The following is a 16,788-nucleotide window of genomic DNA, read 5'->3' as shown; positions in this document are numbered from 1 at the left end:
TCGCCACCTCACAATCCCTCACAAAGGCGTGATCGAGCAGTGACACAAGACCATTACCGTTCAGAGGTCTCGGACCGAACCGGCGTGATTCCCGTGGTCGGCCGGCGGCCGCAGTTCACCGGTCCGGACGCCTGGATCCAGGCCTACTACGAAAACGTCTCGGCCGAGGACCTGACCTCCCGGCCCGTCGAATCCCTGGTCGAGCGCGCCAGGCACCACCGCGCGCTGGCCGACCGGCGTGCTCCGGGGGAGACCCTCATCCAGGTCGAACGGGAGCCGCAGCGGTCGGTGCTCTACGTGGTCACGGACGACGTCCCGTTCGTCGTGTCCACGATCAACACCCAGATCGCGCGGAACTGGGGCGGTGCTCGACTGGTGGTCCACCCCATCCTGCTTGTCACCCGCGACGACGACGGCGTCCTGACCTCCGTGGGCGAGGTCCCGGACTTCGCGGCGCATTCCAGCGGGGACACTCAGACGATCCCGGCCGTGGGCGGGCTGGGGGAGCGGACCGCCGTCGAATCCTGGGTCCAGGTGGTGCTCACCCGCGAGTGCGACGACGAATCGGCCCAACAGCTCGTCGAAACGCTGCGGCCCGTCCTGGCCGACGTCGCACTGATCTCGCACGACCAGAACGCACTGCGGGCCGCGGTCGAGAACCTGGTGGGTTCCCTGGACGGACTTGCCGACCGGGACAGGTCCGACGGGTTGGGGCTGGGGGACGTCACGGAGACCCAGGAGTTCCTGCGCTGGATCCTGGACGCGAACTTCGTCCTCATGGGCTTCAAGGAGTACGACCTCAACGGGCCCGACGACCAGCTGTACCTGGAGTCCCGCCCGGACACCGGTTTGGGCCTGCTGAGCGAATCCGGGGAGGGGACGCACCGTAGTCGACTCACCAGCCAGGCACAGGAGCACGCCAAGGACCGGGAAACCCTGTTCGTGACCAAGGCCAACGCCCGCTCGGAGATCCATCGCAGCGAGTTCCTGGACTACATCGGGGTCAGGCGCTTCGACGACGAGGGCCGGGTCAACGGTGAATACCTGATCATCGGGCTGTTCGCCCGCAAGGCCTACTCAACCCCTGCGCAGGAGACCCCGTGGGTGCGGCGCAAGATCGACGCCGTGACTCGGCGGTTCGGCTTCCGCGAGGACTCCCACTCCGCCCGCGACCTGCTGAGCCTGATGGAGGAGTACCCCAGGGACGAGCTCCTGCACATGTCCGTGCCGGAGCTGCAAGAAGTGGCCGAGGGCGTTCTGGGACTCGACGAGCGGCGCGTGACCAAGACCTTCGTGCGCCCGGACCTGTTCGGACGCTTCGTCTCCGCGGTCATCTACGTGCCGCGGGATCGGTACAACACCTCCGTGCGGCAGCGCATCGCGGAGGTCCTGGTGGATCTCTACCAGGCCACGGACGTGGACTTCCAGATCCGGTTGTCCTCGTCCTCCCTGGCACGGTTGTTCTTCCGCCTGCGACTGCCCAGCGACACCCCGCCCCCGGTCAACATGGCCGATCTACAGTCCAGGGTCCGTTCGGCCGTGCGGTCCTGGCCCGACGCCTTGGTGCGCGCGATCGGGGAGGAATTCGACGAGGAGCAGGCCCGCGAGTACGCCTACGCCTGGGCAGAGGCCTTCCCCCCGGCCTACCGGGCGGATTACGAGATCGACGAGGCGGTGGCGGACCTCCAGCGCTGCGAGATGCTCTCCGGCCGTGACCCGGATCTTCCGGCGGAGGTCCGTGTGGCCACCATCGGAGAGGCAGGCGAACCCGCGGAAGTCCCGGGCCAGGTGCGGGTCAACATCTACCTGACCCGCCGGTTGAGTCTGACCGAGTTGCTGCCGATGGAACAGAACCTGGGCATGACCGTGCTGGACCAGAAGCCTTACGAGATCACCCCGGCCGACGGGCGTGAGTTCCAGCTCTATGACTTCGGTGTGGAACTGCCCGCGGGCGTCGACCCGGTGGGCCCGGACGAGGCCCGGACGGAGGACCTGATCGAAGAGGTCCTGTGTGCGGTACTCTCCGGCCGCTCGGAGTCTGATGCGCTGGACCGGTTGGTGCTCGCCGAGCGGTTGCACTGGCGGACCATCGCCGTGCTGCGTGCCTACGTGAAATACCTGCTGCAGCTCGGGGTCCCGCACTCCTTCGACTTCATGGCCAACACCTTGTTGGCCCACCCGGGTGTCACGCGCGCTGTCGTCGAGCTGTTCGAGACCTCCTTCGACCCCGACCTGTTCACCACCTCCGGTGGCGACGACGACGCCGAGGCCCGGGCGGCCGCGCGTCGTGAGGCCCACGACCGGGTCACCGCGGAACTCGAGAACGTCCCCACGCTGGACGCCGACCGGTTCCTGCGCGCACTGGTGGAAGTCGTGGACGCCACCGTGCGGACCAACGCCTACAAGCCGGACCGGCCGGCCATCGCGTTCAAACTGAACCCACGCAGGATCTCCGTGGCACCGTTGCCTCGCCCGGCCCATGAGATCTGGGTGTGGTCCCCGCGGGTGGAGGGCACCCACCTGCGCTTCGGCCCGGTCTCCCGCGGCGGCCTGCGGTGGTCCGATCGTCAGGAGGATTTCCGCACCGAGGTCCTGGGGCTGGTCAAAGCCCAGATGGTCAAGAACGCGGTGATCATCCCGAACGGCGCCAAGGGTGGCTTCTACCCCAAGCAGCTGCCGGACCCGTCCGTGGACCGGGAGGCCTGGGGGGCTGCGGGCGAGGAGGCCTACAAGGAGTTCGTTGGCGCGCTGCTGGACGTCACGGACAACTTGGAGATCAGTACCGGCGACGGCGAAGACCGCACTGTGCCGCCCCAGCGCACGATTCGCCGCGACGGTGACGACTCCTACCTGGTGGTCGCCGCGGACAAAGGCACGGCCCGATTCTCGGACACGGCCAACGCGATCAGCCTGGAACGCGGTTTCTGGTTGGGCGACGCCTTCGCCTCCGGTGGCTCGGTCGGCTACGACCACAAGGCCATGGGCATCACAGCTCGTGGCGCGTGGGAATCCGTGAAACGACACTTCTTCGAACTCGGTCACGACACCCAGACGGAGGACTTCACCGTGGTGGGCGTGGGCGACATGTCCGGGGACGTGTTCGGCAACGGGATGCTGCTGTCCGAACACATCAAGTTGGTCGCGGCCTTCGACCACCGGGACATCTTCCTGGACCCGAACCCGAACCCAGCCGTGTCCTACGCGGAGCGGGAGCGGTTGTTCGGGCTGCCCAGGTCCTCCTGGCAGGACTACGACGTCGCCAAGATTTCCGAGGGTGGTGGGGTCTACTCCCGCCAGTCCAAGTCCGTGCCGGTCACCGAGCAGGTCCGGGCTGCCCTGGACCTGCCGGAGGGCACCGAATCGTTGTCACCGATAGAGCTCATCCGGGCGATTCTGCAGGCACCGGCTGACCTGTTCTACAACGGCGGCATCGGCACCTACGTCAAGGGCTCCGAGGAATCGCACGCGGAGGTCGGGGACAAGGCCAACGACGCCATCCGGGTCGACGGGCGCCAGCTGCGGGTCAAGGTGGTCGGCGAAGGCGGCAACCTGGGGGCGACCCAGCTGGGCCGGATCGAGGCGGCGCACAACGAGGTGCTGATCAACACCGATGCCATCGACAACTCAGGTGGTGTGGAGTCCTCCGACCGGGAGGTCAACATCAAGATCCTGGTGGACCGGATGGTCACGGCCGGGCGCCTGTCGCGCGAGGACCGCGCGCAGTTCATCGAGTCCATGACCGACGAGGTCGCCGATCTGGTGCTGCGTACCAACGTGGCCCAGAACGTCACTCTCACCGTGGACCGGTGGAAGGCCGACGACTACATGGTGACCTACGAACGCCTCATGGACTGGCTGGAGGACACCGCGGATCTGGACCGGGCGATCGAGTACCTCCCGGACACGGAGGCCATGGAGGAGCGCATCGCGGCCGGGAAGACCATGACCTCTCCCGAGCTGTCCGTACTCACTGCCTACGCCAAGATCCAGCTCTCCGAGGCGCTCGTGGATTCGGACCTGGCCGAGGACCCGTGGACCAACCGCGTGGTGGAGACCTACTTCCCCGCGCCCGTGCTCGAACGCTTTGGGGGCGACCTGCAGACCCACCCGCTGCGCAGCGAAATCGTGTGCACGATCGTGGCGAACCACATGATCAACGTCGGTGGCGCAACCTTCGCCTTCCGGGCCATGGACGAATCTGCCTGCTCCGCGGGTGAACTCGCCAAGGCCTTCCTGGCAACGGTCGAAATCTTCGACGTCGACCCCTACCTGGACGCGGTGGCGCACCTGCCCGCGGAGATCCCCACGGAACTGTGGGTGCGGATGCTTCAGGACCAGCGTCGCCTGGTGGACCGGGCCGTTCGGTGGCTCGTGCGGCGCAGGGAGACCGCGCAGCCGATCGCCGAGGTCACCGAGCGCTACGCACCCATCGCCGGACTGCGCAGCAGCGACACCGTTCTCCTGGGTCACGAGTCCGCGACCCGAGACGACGAACTGTTGGACATCGCCCGACGCCAGGGCGTTCCGCAGGAGCTTGCCCGCGAATGGTCCTGGACCCTGGACTCCTACCCGCTGCTGGACGTGGTGCGACTGGGCAGCCAGGCGGGGGAGGACCTGGAACTCGTGGGGCGGGTGTACTTCCTGCTCTACGACCGGTTCGGCATCGAGGCCATGCTCAAGCGGATCGGGGCGTTGCCGCAGACCACGCGCTGGGAATCCCTGGCACGTATGTCCATGCGGGAGGACGTCTACTCGACGTTGGTGTCCATGGCCGCCGAGGCTTTGCGCGTGGAGGCGGACACGGCTGAGGGCCACGTGGAGGCATGGGAACGCGAGAACCAGACCCAGCTGACCCGGCTGCGTTCCACGTTGGAGGACATTGCGGCCAGCGAAACGGGGGATCCGGCGGCGGATTTGGCGGCACTGTCCGTGGCACTACGGACCATGCGAGCGTCGATCCAGGACTAGCTGCCCAACGGTACCGTCCGGTATCCGCAACCGGGTGCACCCGGGGTGGGGCTCAAGGCCCGCTCCGGGCGTCAGTCAGCCGTACAGACCTCCGCGTATCGAGTGTCGGCCAGATCGTTGATCTGAGTGACGTAGTTCCCCGTCTCTTCGAACTCCGGAACTCCGCCTTCCTCGAGCACGGCGGTGGGCCCCGCGTTGTACGCGGCCAGGACCAGGTCCAGTTCCTCCTGCTCGTCGGCCGGTTCGAGCTGGGCCATCATGCGGCGCAGATCGCGCAGGTAGTGACCCTGTGCGGCGATCGAAGCCTCCGGGCTGGTCGCCTCACCCTGCCCGTACAGGTCCCACGTGTCCGGCATGAACTGCGCCAGTCCCACAGCTCCCACGGGGCTTTCGGCCTCCGGGTCCCAGTTGCTCTCCGTCTGGATCTGGGCGGCAATGACCGACGGGGAGAAACCGGAGACCTCCGCGGCACTGACGACGTCGTCCGCCCAGTCCTCGGGGATCACACCGTTCCGGTCGGCGCACGTGGGATTGGTGTTCTGAATGATGGCTCCCACCGCACCGATGACGAGCAGGCCCACCGCGGTGATGGGTAACCAGTTGTTCGTGATCGAGCTTCGAGTTCTGGCGGCGCGCCCGGTCGCTGTGCTCTTGGACCCCGCGGGACGAGAACGCCGCGAAGCGGCAGGCTTCGCGGACTTGCCGCGCTTGGGGGACTTGGCTGAGGAAGCAGACATCCCGGTCAGCGTAGGCCATGAACGGGGCCGGAGCTGACCGGGATGTCGGCGTTTTCGAACGGTGAACGGTTACCGGTTGTCGTCGTCCCGTTCCTTGACCTCTCCCAGGGGTGCGGAACCGGGAACACCCATGGTGCGGCTGCGGATGACCACGCCGTCGTCGTCGCTGTGGATGATGGGGATCTGTTCCGTGTTGCCGTTCGAGGTCTGCAGCTCGATGGTTTCGAGCTCCTCGCCGTCGGTGGCGGTGGTGGCCGTGGTGACCGAATCCACCAGGACCTGCCGCGCCAACTGGTGCCGCAACACCAGCGGATCGTTGCTGAGGTCCTTGTAGATGGCGACGCACAACAGCAGCATCACGACGACGAACGGCAGGGCCGAGACGATCGTGATGTTCTTGAGCCCGTTGAGTGCGGCGCTGGGATCGGACCCACCTGCCAGGAGCATTGCCGCGGCAACGGCGCCCGTGGCCACACCCCAGAAGACCACCGAGCCCTTGGAGGGTTCGACGGATCCGTTCTCCGAGATGCCGCCCATGACAATCGAGGCCGAATCGGCCCCCGTGACGAAGAAGATCGCCACGAGGATCACGGCGAGGATCATCAGGATGACCGTGACGATCTGCGGGACGGGCAGGGTGTTGATCAGGTCGAAGAGGACCAGATCGAAGTTCAGATCGGGGCCCTCGGCGGTCTGCTGGGTGAGCATGGCACCGGTGTCGCCCGCGCGCTCCGCACGTTCCTGCAGGCCGATCGCGCCGCCGCCGAAGATCGCGAACCAGATCAGGGAGACGATCGACGGGACGAACATCACGCCAGCGATGAACTGGCGGACAGTGCGTCCGCGGGAGATGCGGGCGATGAACATGCCGACGAAGGGCGTCCAGGAGATCCACCAGGCCCAGTAGAAGATCGTCCAGGAGGACAACCATTCGGACATGGTTTCGTCACCGACGGCCGAGGTGCGCGAAGCCATGGCCGGTAGTTCCGAGATGAAGTTGCCGATGGCCGACGGGATGATGTTCAGGATGAACAGGGTGGGGCCACCGATGAACACAATCACGGCCAACAGCACGGCCAGCACCATGTTGATGTTGGACAGCCACTGGATGCCGCGCTCCACGCCGGAGACCGCCGAGGCCACGAAGCACGCGGTGAGCACGGCGATGATGGCCACCAGGATCACGGAGGAGGTCTGCTCCCACAGGCCGGCGGCCTGAAGACCGCCGCCGATCTGGAGTGCACCCAGGCCCAGCGAACACGCCGACCCGAACAACGTGGCGGCGATGGCCAGGATGTTGATGATCTTGCCACCCACGCCGTTGACGGCCTTGTGGCCGAACAGAGAGGTGAACATGGAGGAGAACAGCTGGGAGCGACCCACTCGGAACGTGCCGTAGGCCATGCCCAGGCCGACCAGGGCGTACATGGCCCACGGGTAGATGGTCCAGTGGAACAGCGTGGTGCCCATGGCGGTGGCTGCTGCCTCGACGGTCTGCCCGTCGACGGTCCCCGGAGGGGGCGACATGTAGAACCACAGGGGTTCGCCCACGCCGTAGAACATGAGACCGATGCCCATGCCGGTTGCGAACATCATCGCGATCCAGGAGGTGGTGCGGAACTCGGGGCTTTCCCCGTCGCGCCCCAGCGGGATCTGGCCGAAGCGTGACAGGGCGACGAAGACCACGAAGACCACGAAGACCGTGGCCGAGATGACGAAGAGCCAACCGAAGTTGGTCATGGTCCAGGTCAGAGCCTGGGTTGCGAATGTGCCGAGGCTCTCGCTGCTGGCGAAGCCCCACACGACGAAGGCGATGGCCAGGATGCCGGCGATGCCGAAGACCACATTGTCCAGACCCATCCGGATCTCCGGCTCGGGACGAGCCAAGGACTCCTTGAGCCGTGTCAAGAGGTGCTGCTGGCGTTCCTGCGCCGTCTCGGCGGAGACGTCGAAGGCTGATTCGGTAGTCTCCGCAGAGGTGGAGTCCACCTCGTCAACGGGGGTGGTTGATTCGCCCGGTTCGGGCTGTTCGGGGGGACCGGACGGTGGTGCACTTTCTGTGGTGCTCACGGGTTCTCCTGTGCAGGATTAGCTCGTTGCTTGCTCTGACAAGAAACCTAACTTATCAAATTGGCCCCCGGCGGGCCGTCGTGAGGAGCCGTCGCATGGCCACCACCGTCGTCGTGGGAGCCGGTCCGAACGGGCTGACGGCTGCATGTGTGCTGGCCAGAGCGGGTCTGTCGGTCACCGTTGTCGAAGCGGAGACCACTGTGGGTGGGGCCGCTCGCTCGGGGCCTGTCCTGGGTGCAGGGACGGTGGTTGACCTGGGGGCAGCCTGCCACCCGTTCGGTGCGGTATCCCCCGCATTCGAGGCGTTGGGCCTCGGAGCGCATGGGCTGGAATGGCTGCGTCCGGAGATCGCCGCAGCGCATCCGATGGAAGACGGCGAACCGGGACTCCTGCTCCCTGATCTTGACCGGACCGCAGACGGGCTGGGCAACGACGCCGCGGCCTGGCGGCGGTTGCACGCCGGTCCGCGTGACAGCATCGACCACATTGTTGCCGACTCGCTCGGCCCCTTGATGCGCTGGCCCAACCATCCGCTGACCATGGCGAAATTCGGACTGCGCGCTCCGTGGCCCGTCACCTGGACCTCCCGGGCCTTCCGCACCGAGCGGGCCCGGGCCCTGTTCACGGGTTCGGCCGCGCACGCAACCCTGCCGATGACTGCACCCCTGACCAGCGCGTTCGCCGTCATGTTCAACTCCCTGGCAGCCGTCAACGGGTGGCCGGTCGCACGTGGCGGCACGCAGGCGATCGTGGATGCCCTCGTCGCCGATCTGACGGCCCACGGCGGTCGGATCGAAACAGGACGACGGGTCTCGGACGTGCGCGAGCTGGGCGATCCGGACGTCCTGATGCTCGACTTGACGCCGCGCCAGCTCTTACGGCTCAAAGGCCTGGACCTTTCACCCTCCTACCGCCGGAGACTGAACCGGTGGCGCTACGGCACGGCGGTCCACAAGGTCGACCTGCTCCTGGACGGCCCTGTGCCTTGGTACGACCAACGCGTTGCGACTGCGGGTACGGTGCACGTCGGTGGGGCCTTGGCGGAGATCAACCGTGCGGAACGGCTCGCGGCCACCGGAACCCTGCCCGACAGGCCGTTCGTGATGGCTACCCAGCCCACCGTCGTCGACCCCTCCCGGGCACCCGAGGGCAAGCACATACTCTGGGCCTACGCGCACGTCCCGTACGGTTACCGAGGCCCCGCGAAGAATCCGAACCTGGCGGGCGACCGGGTCATCGAGCAGATCGAGCGTTTCGCACCCGGGCTACGCGAACGGATCGTCCAAAGGGTGGACCACAGTCCGGCGGATCTGCAGGCCATGAACGCGAATCTGGTCGGTGGAAGCATCGGCGGTGGCTCCCTGGCCGGCCTCCAACAGGTCTTCCGTCCCGTCCCGGCACTCAACCCGTACCGGACCGGGGCCCCGGGCGTGTACCTGTGCTCGTCCTCGACCCCGCCCGGTGGGGGCGTGCACGGCATGGGTGGTCACAACGCCGCGATGACCGCGTTGAGGGAGCTGGGCCTGGTCCGGTGATGGACAATGGCTGGCATGACTCCCGAGATCATCGCCACCATCGTCACGGTCCTGCTGATCGCAGTGGGCACCGTGGGCATCATCGTGCCTGTCCTGCCCGGCTCCGTGACGATCCTGATCGGGCTCGTCATCTGGGCATTCGTGGTGCAGTCCCTGGAGGGCTGGGTCTCACTCGCATTGGGCGGCACGCTGGTCATCGCGGGGATGTCGGCCTCGTGGGTCCTGACCGGTCAGCGGCTCAAGAAACGTGAGATCCCCAACCGGTCACTGCTGTTCGGGGTCATCGGCGCAGTCGTGGGTGTCTTCGTGATCCCGGTGGTCGGGCTGTTCGTGGGCTTCATCGTGGGACTCCTGGGCTCGGAGACCTACCGCCACAAGGACCTCAACGCGGCACTCGAATCCTCGTGGGTCGCCGCGAAGGCCATGGGCATCGGCATCCTGGTCGAACTCCTGTGCGCCATGATCGCGGCCTCCACGTTCGTGGTCTGCGCGGTCGTGTACTTCGCCACGGCCTGAGCTACCCAGCGCCCGTGACGGGCAGGTCCGGTCACAGCCAGGGCAGCGGAACGGCGACGACGGTCCCGCCTTCCGGGGCGCCCTCCTGCGGGATGACCAGAAGGACGTTGGCCTGTGAGAACCCGCGCATCATGTTCGCTCCGGCGTAGGCCAAGGGGGCGGCCGAAGGTGTGGTGGTCCTGGCCCACGGGTGGGCCTCGTGCGCCAGAGCGACAGTGGAGGTCGCGGCCAATCCTGGCAGGAGCCGGACGGACTTGAACGCGTCCACCGGCCGGGTCAGGGAGACCTCCACGGTGGGTGGAAGGTCGGCGCCACCGAAGGCCGCGAGCAGGGGAGCACCCAGCAGCATGAGGGCCGTCATGGCAGCCAGCGGGTTGCCGGGCAGACCCAGGACGAACGGACCGTCGTCGGGCATCCGGGCCAACAACGCAGGGTGGCCGGGTCGTAGATCCAACTCGTCCACGATCAGGTGCGCGCCCGCATCGGCCAGAGCCGTGCGCAAATGGTCGACTGAGGAGCCACCCGTGCCCCCCGTGGTGATGATCAGCTGAGCCCGGGAGTCCAACACGGATTCCGCACCGATCTCGGGGACAGTCAGGCGCTCGGTCAGGACCTCCAGGTCGTCACCCAACCGGTGCACTGCATCCACCTGCCCACCCAGCAGGTGCACGAACTGCGGGAGCTGCGGGCCGAAGGCATCGCGCACACGTCCGGGTTCGGGCAGGCCCGACTCGTCCACCTCGTCCCCGGTCAGCAGCAGCGTCACTCGCGGGCGGCGGCGGACGGGCAACATGTCCTGGCCGGTCACGGCCGCAAACGCGATGTGCGCGGGATTCAGCCGGGAACCTGGGTCCAGCAACACGTCACCGACCGCTGCTTCCTCCCCGGCGGGACGGATGTGATCGCCGGGGCCAGGGGCGCCGGGGGCGGCGTCGTCGTTGACGGACAGCAGCCCGTCGTTCTCGGTGCCCCACTCGGAGCGGAGCACAGCGGTGGCACCTTCCGGAACCAGGCCGCCGGTCACGATCGCGGTTGCTTGGCCGTCGGCGAGTGAGGTGACGCGTATGACCGGTTCGTTCCCGGTGCGCGCCCAGGTCAGCCGGGGGTCCTCTTCGGCGGGCTCGGGGACCACGATGTTCCAGGGGCCGTGGCCTGCGACGGCCCAACCGTCCATGGCGGATGACGAGTAGTGCGGAAGCGGTGCCTGCGCCGTCACCGGCTGGGCCAGCGTTTCACCGATGGTCTCGGCCAGGGGCAGCCACTGTTCGGGCAACGGGGACGCCGCTGCATGCGCGACCGCACGGGCCTGGTCCCAGGTCGCGTGCTTGACGGTCGGCCTGTCCTGCTCCTCGGCTCCGGTCGTGGGTGTGGCTTCGGTCATCGTCAGCGACTCCTTCGGGGTCTCGTCGTACGGAAGCTGCCATGGGCCGCGGAACCCGGCGGACTCTTGCCGGTCAGTCCCGGGGTGGGAGCAACCCGAACCTGTCGACATCGTCCCACGTGTCGACGTCGTCCGTGACCCCGCTGAGGGTCAGTTCCGCGTCCCACAGTGTTCCCACCAGTGACCGCACGGACCGGTTCACGGAGGGCTGATCGCGCACCGCCTCACGCAAGGCGTCGGTGCGGTAGATCCCGGCCAGCGGCTGCAGCCGCCCGTCGTCGATCACCACGATGCCGCGGTGCTCCGGAGGTGCGGTCGCGGCGGCGTTGAGCAGGGCGACGACGGCGGGGCGGACTGCGGGCATGTCGCAGGCCAGGAGCAGGGTCCAATCCGGTGTGGGTCGGGCCCTGTCCAGGGTGTCCAGCCCGGCCACGATGCCCGCGGCCGGGCCGGAGAAGGGTGGGTCTTCGCGGGTGCGCAGCACAGGCATGGAGGGCAGGTCCTCGGGGCCCACGACCACGACGTCGTCGGAGGTCAGGCCCAGTTCCAGCAAGTCGACGACCATGTGCCCGACGAGCGTGGAGGAGTGTCCGTCGGCTCGGTGCTCCGTGCGGAACAGGGCCTTCGGTGTGCCGCCCAGTCGTGATGATCGGCCGCCGGCAAGGACCACTGCGCGGGCCGGAGCACCGCCGGGGGCCTCACCCACCGGCGAAAGGCGGCAGGACGTCCAACACCGCGCCGTCCCGGACGGGCGAGGCCGGGGTCGGGCAGGACTGGCCGTCCAAGAGGAAGGAACTGCGGGCAAGGACCTCGATCAGGGGGCGTTCTCCCGCCGGCGCCGCAGGATGCAGCTCCACCAGGTGGTTCTCCACGGCGCCGCGGGTCCACGGCCCGTTCAAGTGGGCGAGGTTGATCCGGTCCGAGGACCGGCCGGTCGCGGCCTTGGCGGCGGCGAAGTAGCGAACGGTCAGCATGGTCAGCCTCCGATCGCGGACATGGAGCGTTCCGGCTGGACGAAGTCCGCGGAGTCCAGGCCCACGTGGTCCATGCCGTGCGCGGCGGGCTTGATCCACATGGCCGCGAGCCAGCGGTCGGCGATCGCGGTGTCCCGGTCCTGCGCGCTTTCCCCGTTCTTGAGGGGTTCACGCAGAAGGTCACGCAGGCTGAACTCCTCGTGCGAGAACAGGCACGAACGCACCTCTCCTTCGGCGGTGATGCGGGTGCGCTTGCAGTCGCCACAGAAGGGTTCGGTCACGGAGGCGATGATGCCCACGGTGCCCAGGACGTCGTCGGTGGGTGCCGCGTCCGTGCCCCCGGGGGTGCCCTCGGCATTGTCTTCGGCGGTGCCTTCTGCCGCGCCTAGGGGGCGGACGTCCCACAACTCGGCGGGCGCGCCGTCGCGGTCGGCGGGGTGCGGAGACAGGTCGAAGCGCGTGCTCAGGCGGTCGCGGATTTCCTGCGCCGTGATCATGCCCTCGCGGGTCCAGCCGTGGTCGGCGTCCAGCGGCATCTGCTCGATGAATCGCAGGCTCAGCCCGCGTTCGAGCGCCCAGGCGAGAAGCTCCGGGGCTTCGTGGTCGTTGACGCCGCGCATCAGGACCGCGTTGAGTTTGACCGGGGTCAGCCCGGCGTCGACGGCGGCCTCCACACCTTCCAGCACGTCCGCCAGACGGTCTCGGCGGGCCAGCATCCGGAAGGTCTGCGGATCCAGGGTGTCCAGGGAGACGTTGAGCCGCGTCAGGCCAGCTTGTTTGAGACCCGCGGCGCGCCGAGCCAGTCCGATGGCGTTCGTGGTGATGGACACGGGCAGGTCCGGGTGGTCCTCCCGCACGCCGGCCACGATCTCCTCCAAATCGGCGCGGATCAGGGGTTCTCCGCCGGTCAGGCGAAGCTCTCGCACACCCAGCTGGTCCACACCCACGCGGACCAGATGGCGGATCTCCGCGGTCGTGAGCAGATCCTGCTTTGGCAACCAGTCCATGCCGCCGGCGGGCATGCAGTACGTGCAGCGCAGGTTGCACTTGTCGGTCAGGGAGATGCGGAGGTCGGTGGCGCGCCGCCCGAACCGGTCCACCAGGCCCCGGGCGGGGTCGGCGGGGGAGGGCTCGAGTGTGGTGCGAAGCGTGGGGATCCCCAATGCGGTGGGCACCTCGATCACCTCTCCTCTGCGTGTCTGCCGAAAGTTCACGGCAACTCGGCGATTCGGACAGTCTACGAGCCATCTAGTCTGGCCTCCATGACACGGGTCAACCACCAGCCCTCGAACGACCCCCACACATCGACGCCGACGGGCGCAGGTCCCCGCGGGACGAGTCACGAACACGACCACGACGGCCCGCCCAGGACCGTCGAGGAACACCTGCGGGCCGTCACCGAACTGATCGGAGACAGCCCCTGGTCCCGCCGGGAACCCCTCCGTTCACCGCTCGAGCAGGCGGCAGGGCGGGTCCTTGCCCAGGACGTGGAGGCCGGTCTGGACCTGCCCCCGTTCACCAATTCCCAGATGGACGGATACGCCCTGCGCTCCGCGGACACCGCGGCGCCGTCGACCCTCCGGGGCACGCCGGAACACGCCGATGCAACGGTTGGCAACCGTGTGACCAACTCTGTGACTAGCTCCGGGACCTTCGAGTCGAACGGGCACCGCACGACCCTGCGGGTGGGGCCCACGGTTCCCGCGGGGCATGCACCCCAACCGATCGAACCCGGGCAGGCGATTCCGGTCATGACCGGGGCGGCGCTGCCTCCCGGGGCCGATTGTGTGGTCCCCGTGGAAGACGTGCTCCCGAGCGGGTTCCACGAGCCGGGGTCCGCCGTCTCCGTCCCGGCCGGTCAGCTTCCCGGGCGGTTCGTGCGCCCTGCCGGGGACGACGTCGTCCGCGGCACCCGACTTCTACGGGCCGGGGATCGTCTCACGCCGCTGGCCGTGGGGGCTTGTGCTGCCCTGGGCCTTCGTGACGTGCTCGTTCGCCCACCGTTGCGGGTCGGAATCCTCACCACCGGCGACGAGGTGGTGCCACCCGGGAGCGCTCGCGGTCCGGCTCAGATCTTCGACTCCAATGCCACGATTCTGCGAGCCGCCCTGGCGGATGCCGGGGTGGAGGTCGTGATGGTCCGCCACGTCCCGGACGACGACGACGCGCTCCGCGCCCTCCTGGCTGCCGACGACGACACCCGGCGCCCGGACCTGTGGGTCAGTTCGGGTGGGATTTCCGAGGGGGCCTTCGAAGTCGTGCGCCGGGTTCTGGGTGCTTCCGGTCTGGCGGAGTTCAGCGAATTCCTCCATGTGGCCATGCAGCCCGGTGGCCCGCAGGGTTTGGCGCGTGTCAACGGCGTGCCGTTCGTGTGCTTCCCCGGCAACCCCGTCTCCACGTGGGTTTCCTGTGAGATGTTCCTGCGGCCGGCCCTGTCTGCCGTCACGGGGGCGCTGTCGCCGCGGCCGGAGATCCGGGTTCCATCGGCGGACAGGCTCGATTCCCTGCCCGAGCGCTCGCGGGTGGTTCGAGCCCACTGGGACGGGCAGGTGATCCGAAAGATCGGTGGCTACGGTTCGCATCTGCTGGCGGTGGCCGCGGGGGTCAATGCCCTCGTGATGCTTCCGCCCGGACAGGACGAGGTCTCGCCAGGACAAGAGGTCACGGTCCGATTGCTGACCTGACGGAAGTTGGTCTTTCTAGATAGACAGGCTGACTAGATAGTGGCACTATGTAGCCATGAGTGATCGAGTCCCCACGGGCGAGTGGCTGCGGGGCGTCCTGGAAACCTGCGTCCTGCAGACCATGACGGACAGGCCCACTTACGGGTACGCCATCATCACCGCCCTTGCTGCGGCGGGGCTCGGTGAGATCAAGGGTGGCACGCTCTACCCGTTGCTCGCCCGCCTTGAGAAAAAGGGCCTGGTCTCCGTCGAATGGCGAGCCGGCGACGGCGGCCCCGGACGCAAGTACTTCGCTTTGACGGCAGCTGGTCGCGAAGAACTCAAGGCCGCTCGGGAGCAGTGGGGAGTTTTCGTCACCACCGTGTCCACCCATCTCGCCGTCGATGTCGACCGCGAGGCCACCCAGGAGGTACCGCGATGAATGCCACGCCAGCTGTCCAGCCCGCGGCCGGTGATCACTCTGTGCCGGGGGATGTCTGGTCCCGGGACTTCGTGCATCGGCACCGGAAATGGTGCGAGGACTTCGTCCTGGAGCTGCGGCTTGTGGACGTGCCCGGCCGGGTCATAGGCGACCGTCTGGCCGAAGTTGAGAGTCACTGCGTGGAGACCGGCCAGTTCCCCGAGGAAGCTTTCGGCGACGCGGCCGCCTACGGCAAGGCCGTGGTTGCTGAGGCGGGCCGCGGCTCCAGCGTCGGCGTCTGGTCCACGGCCCTCCTGTCCGCCGGTCAGGTGCTGGTCCTTTTCGTCGGGAGCGGTGCTGCGGCTCGATGGGCGCACGATAAGTTGCTCACCTACAACGCGGTGCAGGTGGTTTGTCTTGTCGGCGTGGTCCTGTTGGTGGCACTCCTGCCCAAGGCCCTGGGTGCAGTCATTCGTCGTCCCCTCGTAGTGGGGGTGCCCTACCTTTCGCTGGGTGTGGCGGCTGGTGTGGGAGCGGCCCTTGTCTCTGGCTTGGCGCTGCCTGTCATCGTGTCCCTGTCCGCGGCCCCTGTCGCGGTCGGGTTGTTCGTGGTGAGCGTGCTCCTGAGCGTTGTGTCCTACGTCAACCTTCGCCGCAGCGAAGACCCGGTCGTCTCGCCGTTGGCCGGTGAGCCGACGGGTGACAGTGCTTTGTCTGGCTCCCGCACGGATCGTCGGGTCAGTCTGTATTCATCGTTCGTCTTCCCCGTGATCTACGTGATCCTGGCGATGATGAACTGGGTGGCCTGACCGACTGGTTCGACCGGTGCTGCCTGGCTCGCACCTACACTGGACGCTCGGGTCCCGACCCCGCGCCCGTCGTCGCTCCCGTAGGAGAACAGGTTCATGAAGTCCGCCATCGCCCCGTTGTTGCTCGCCGTCGTCGCCGTGGTTCAGGCGCTGGGGCGCTACATGTACCACCAGGACACGATCGTGGTCACAGGGCAGATGTTCTTCCCGATCTTCCTGGCGGGCATTTCGATCTTCTACGGGTTGCGTGCCCGGACCGGTGCTTATGGCACGGTCAAACTCGCACTGTTGGTCCTCGCCGTGGTCGCGGCCGCACTGACCGCCGCGGGGTGGGGCATGGCGTTGTTCTGGTTCTACCCGTCGATCTGGGTCTACTACGCGGCCTTCCTGCTGCTGGCCGTGTACGCCGTCGTCGCCGTGCTGTCGACACCGTCGGGCAAGCAGTTGCGGGCTGAGCAGGCACTTGAGACTGACGAATCGGATGTGGATTCCCAGAGTGAATCCCGGCCCGCCGACGGTGAATCGGTCACCTCCGACGGTGGCGCTGACGGCGGATGGCGCACCACCCGCCGCTGACCCCTGCGACCCGGAAATACGGCATGTAGAAATTGTCGAATTGCCCGGAAATACACTGGTGGTGAACCATTCCTTGACGCAAATCAAGTGGGCAATTCGGAAACTCGAACAATTGCTGGCAACAGGCCTCGCGGACCA

13 protein-coding genes are annotated in these 16,788 nt (G+C 67.5%); 7 read left to right on the top strand and 6 right to left on the bottom strand.

The annotated features are described in order from the left end of the window. Positions 1-39 precede the first annotated feature (39 nt). Complete coding sequence (locus EDL96_RS08865; RefSeq protein WP_233568790.1) at positions 40-4,968, top strand: NAD-glutamate dehydrogenase; 4,929 nt, start codon at positions 40-42, stop codon at positions 4,966-4,968. 71 nt (positions 4,969-5,039) lie between these two features. Here the strand turns inward: EDL96_RS08865 and EDL96_RS08860 are convergent, their stop codons facing one another. Beyond that, positions 5,040-5,705 (bottom strand): transglycosylase SLT domain-containing protein, encoded by a 666-nt coding sequence (locus tag EDL96_RS08860; protein WP_123825434.1) that lies wholly within the window; start codon positions 5,703-5,705, stop codon positions 5,040-5,042. Between the two features lie 69 nt (positions 5,706-5,774). Then, positions 5,775-7,775: a BCCT family transporter gene (locus EDL96_RS08855; protein WP_407656940.1), complete on the bottom strand. Its 2,001-nt coding sequence runs from the start codon at positions 7,773-7,775 to the stop codon at positions 5,775-5,777. A 95-nt stretch (positions 7,776-7,870) separates the two neighbouring features. Between EDL96_RS08855 and EDL96_RS08850 the strand changes: the two genes are divergently transcribed. Together EDL96_RS08850 and EDL96_RS08845 are read left to right on the top strand one after the other, a co-directional pair. Further along, complete coding sequence (locus EDL96_RS08850; protein ID WP_123825433.1) at positions 7,871-9,310, top strand: phytoene desaturase family protein; 1,440 nt, start codon at positions 7,871-7,873, stop codon at positions 9,308-9,310. A 15-nt stretch (positions 9,311-9,325) separates the two neighbouring features. After that, complete coding sequence (locus tag EDL96_RS08845; protein ID WP_123825432.1) at positions 9,326-9,826, top strand: DUF456 domain-containing protein; 501 nt, start codon at positions 9,326-9,328, stop codon at positions 9,824-9,826. A 31-nt stretch (positions 9,827-9,857) separates the two neighbouring features. Here EDL96_RS08845 and EDL96_RS08840 read toward each other — a convergent pair whose 3' ends face one another. The 4 genes from EDL96_RS08840 to moaA form a co-directional block, all read right to left on the bottom strand. Then, entirely contained in the window at positions 9,858-11,207 is a 1,350-nt protein-coding gene (locus EDL96_RS08840; protein ID WP_123825431.1) for a molybdopterin molybdotransferase MoeA, read from the bottom strand. A 73-nt stretch (positions 11,208-11,280) separates the two neighbouring features. Next, entirely contained in the window at positions 11,281-11,913 is a 633-nt protein-coding gene (gene mobA, locus EDL96_RS08835) for a molybdenum cofactor guanylyltransferase (RefSeq protein WP_233568789.1), read from the bottom strand. Further along, entirely contained in the window at positions 11,906-12,181 is a 276-nt protein-coding gene (locus tag EDL96_RS08830; protein ID WP_123825430.1) for a MoaD/ThiS family protein, read from the bottom strand. Before EDL96_RS08830 ends, mobA begins: the two co-directional genes overlap by 8 nt. 2 nt (positions 12,182-12,183) lie before the next feature. Continuing rightward, on the bottom strand, positions 12,184-13,356 hold the full coding sequence (gene moaA, locus EDL96_RS08825) for a GTP 3',8-cyclase MoaA (protein WP_407656941.1): 1,173 nt from the start codon (positions 13,354-13,356) through the stop codon (positions 12,184-12,186). A gap of 87 nt (positions 13,357-13,443) precedes the next feature. Between moaA and EDL96_RS08820 the strand changes: the two genes are divergently transcribed. From EDL96_RS08820 to EDL96_RS08805, 4 genes are all read left to right on the top strand, one after another. Beyond that, on the top strand, positions 13,444-14,865 hold the full coding sequence (locus EDL96_RS08820; protein WP_123825428.1) for a molybdopterin molybdotransferase MoeA: 1,422 nt from the start codon (positions 13,444-13,446) through the stop codon (positions 14,863-14,865). A gap of 55 nt (positions 14,866-14,920) precedes the next feature. Next, entirely contained in the window at positions 14,921-15,286 is a 366-nt protein-coding gene (locus EDL96_RS08815; RefSeq protein WP_123825427.1) for a PadR family transcriptional regulator, read from the top strand. Next, positions 15,283-16,074 (top strand): hypothetical protein, encoded by a 792-nt coding sequence (locus EDL96_RS08810; protein ID WP_123825426.1) that lies wholly within the window; start codon positions 15,283-15,285, stop codon positions 16,072-16,074. The genes EDL96_RS08815 and EDL96_RS08810 overlap by 4 nt, the downstream gene beginning before the upstream one ends. 96 nt (positions 16,075-16,170) lie before the next feature. Further along, positions 16,171-16,650, top strand: coding sequence for a hypothetical protein (locus tag EDL96_RS08805; protein WP_199732570.1), 480 nt, complete (start codon positions 16,171-16,173; stop codon positions 16,648-16,650). Positions 16,651-16,788 lie beyond the last annotated feature (138 nt).

Origin of the sequence: Kocuria soli, from assembly GCF_003797835.1 — a bacterium.
GTDB classification, from domain to species: Bacteria; Actinomycetota; Actinomycetes; order Actinomycetales; family Micrococcaceae; genus Kocuria; species Kocuria soli.
This window is presented reverse-complemented; position numbering and strand designations above follow the sequence as displayed.

Bases quoted from the DNA above. Each gene is read 5' to 3' on its own strand.
- EDL96_RS08830 (WP_123825430.1), bottom strand. From the start codon at position 12,181: ATGCTGACCGTTCGCTACTTCGCCGCCGCCAAGGCCGCGACCGGCCGG.
- EDL96_RS08840 (WP_123825431.1), bottom strand. From the start codon at position 11,207: ATGACCGAAGCCACACCCACGACCGGAGCCGAGGAGCAGGACAGGCCG.
- EDL96_RS08820 (WP_123825428.1), top strand. From the start codon at position 13,444: ATGACACGGGTCAACCACCAGCCCTCGAACGACCCCCACACATCGACG.
- EDL96_RS08815 (WP_123825427.1), top strand. From the start codon at position 14,921: ATGAGTGATCGAGTCCCCACGGGCGAGTGGCTGCGGGGCGTCCTGGAA.
- EDL96_RS08845 (WP_123825432.1), top strand. From the start codon at position 9,326: ATGACTCCCGAGATCATCGCCACCATCGTCACGGTCCTGCTGATCGCA.
- EDL96_RS08810 (WP_123825426.1), top strand. From the start codon at position 15,283: ATGAATGCCACGCCAGCTGTCCAGCCCGCGGCCGGTGATCACTCTGTG.
- EDL96_RS08850 (WP_123825433.1), top strand. From the start codon at position 7,871: ATGGCCACCACCGTCGTCGTGGGAGCCGGTCCGAACGGGCTGACGGCT.
- EDL96_RS08805 (WP_199732570.1), top strand. From the start codon at position 16,171: ATGAAGTCCGCCATCGCCCCGTTGTTGCTCGCCGTCGTCGCCGTGGTT.
- EDL96_RS08860 (WP_123825434.1), bottom strand. From the start codon at position 5,705: ATGTCTGCTTCCTCAGCCAAGTCCCCCAAGCGCGGCAAGTCCGCGAAG.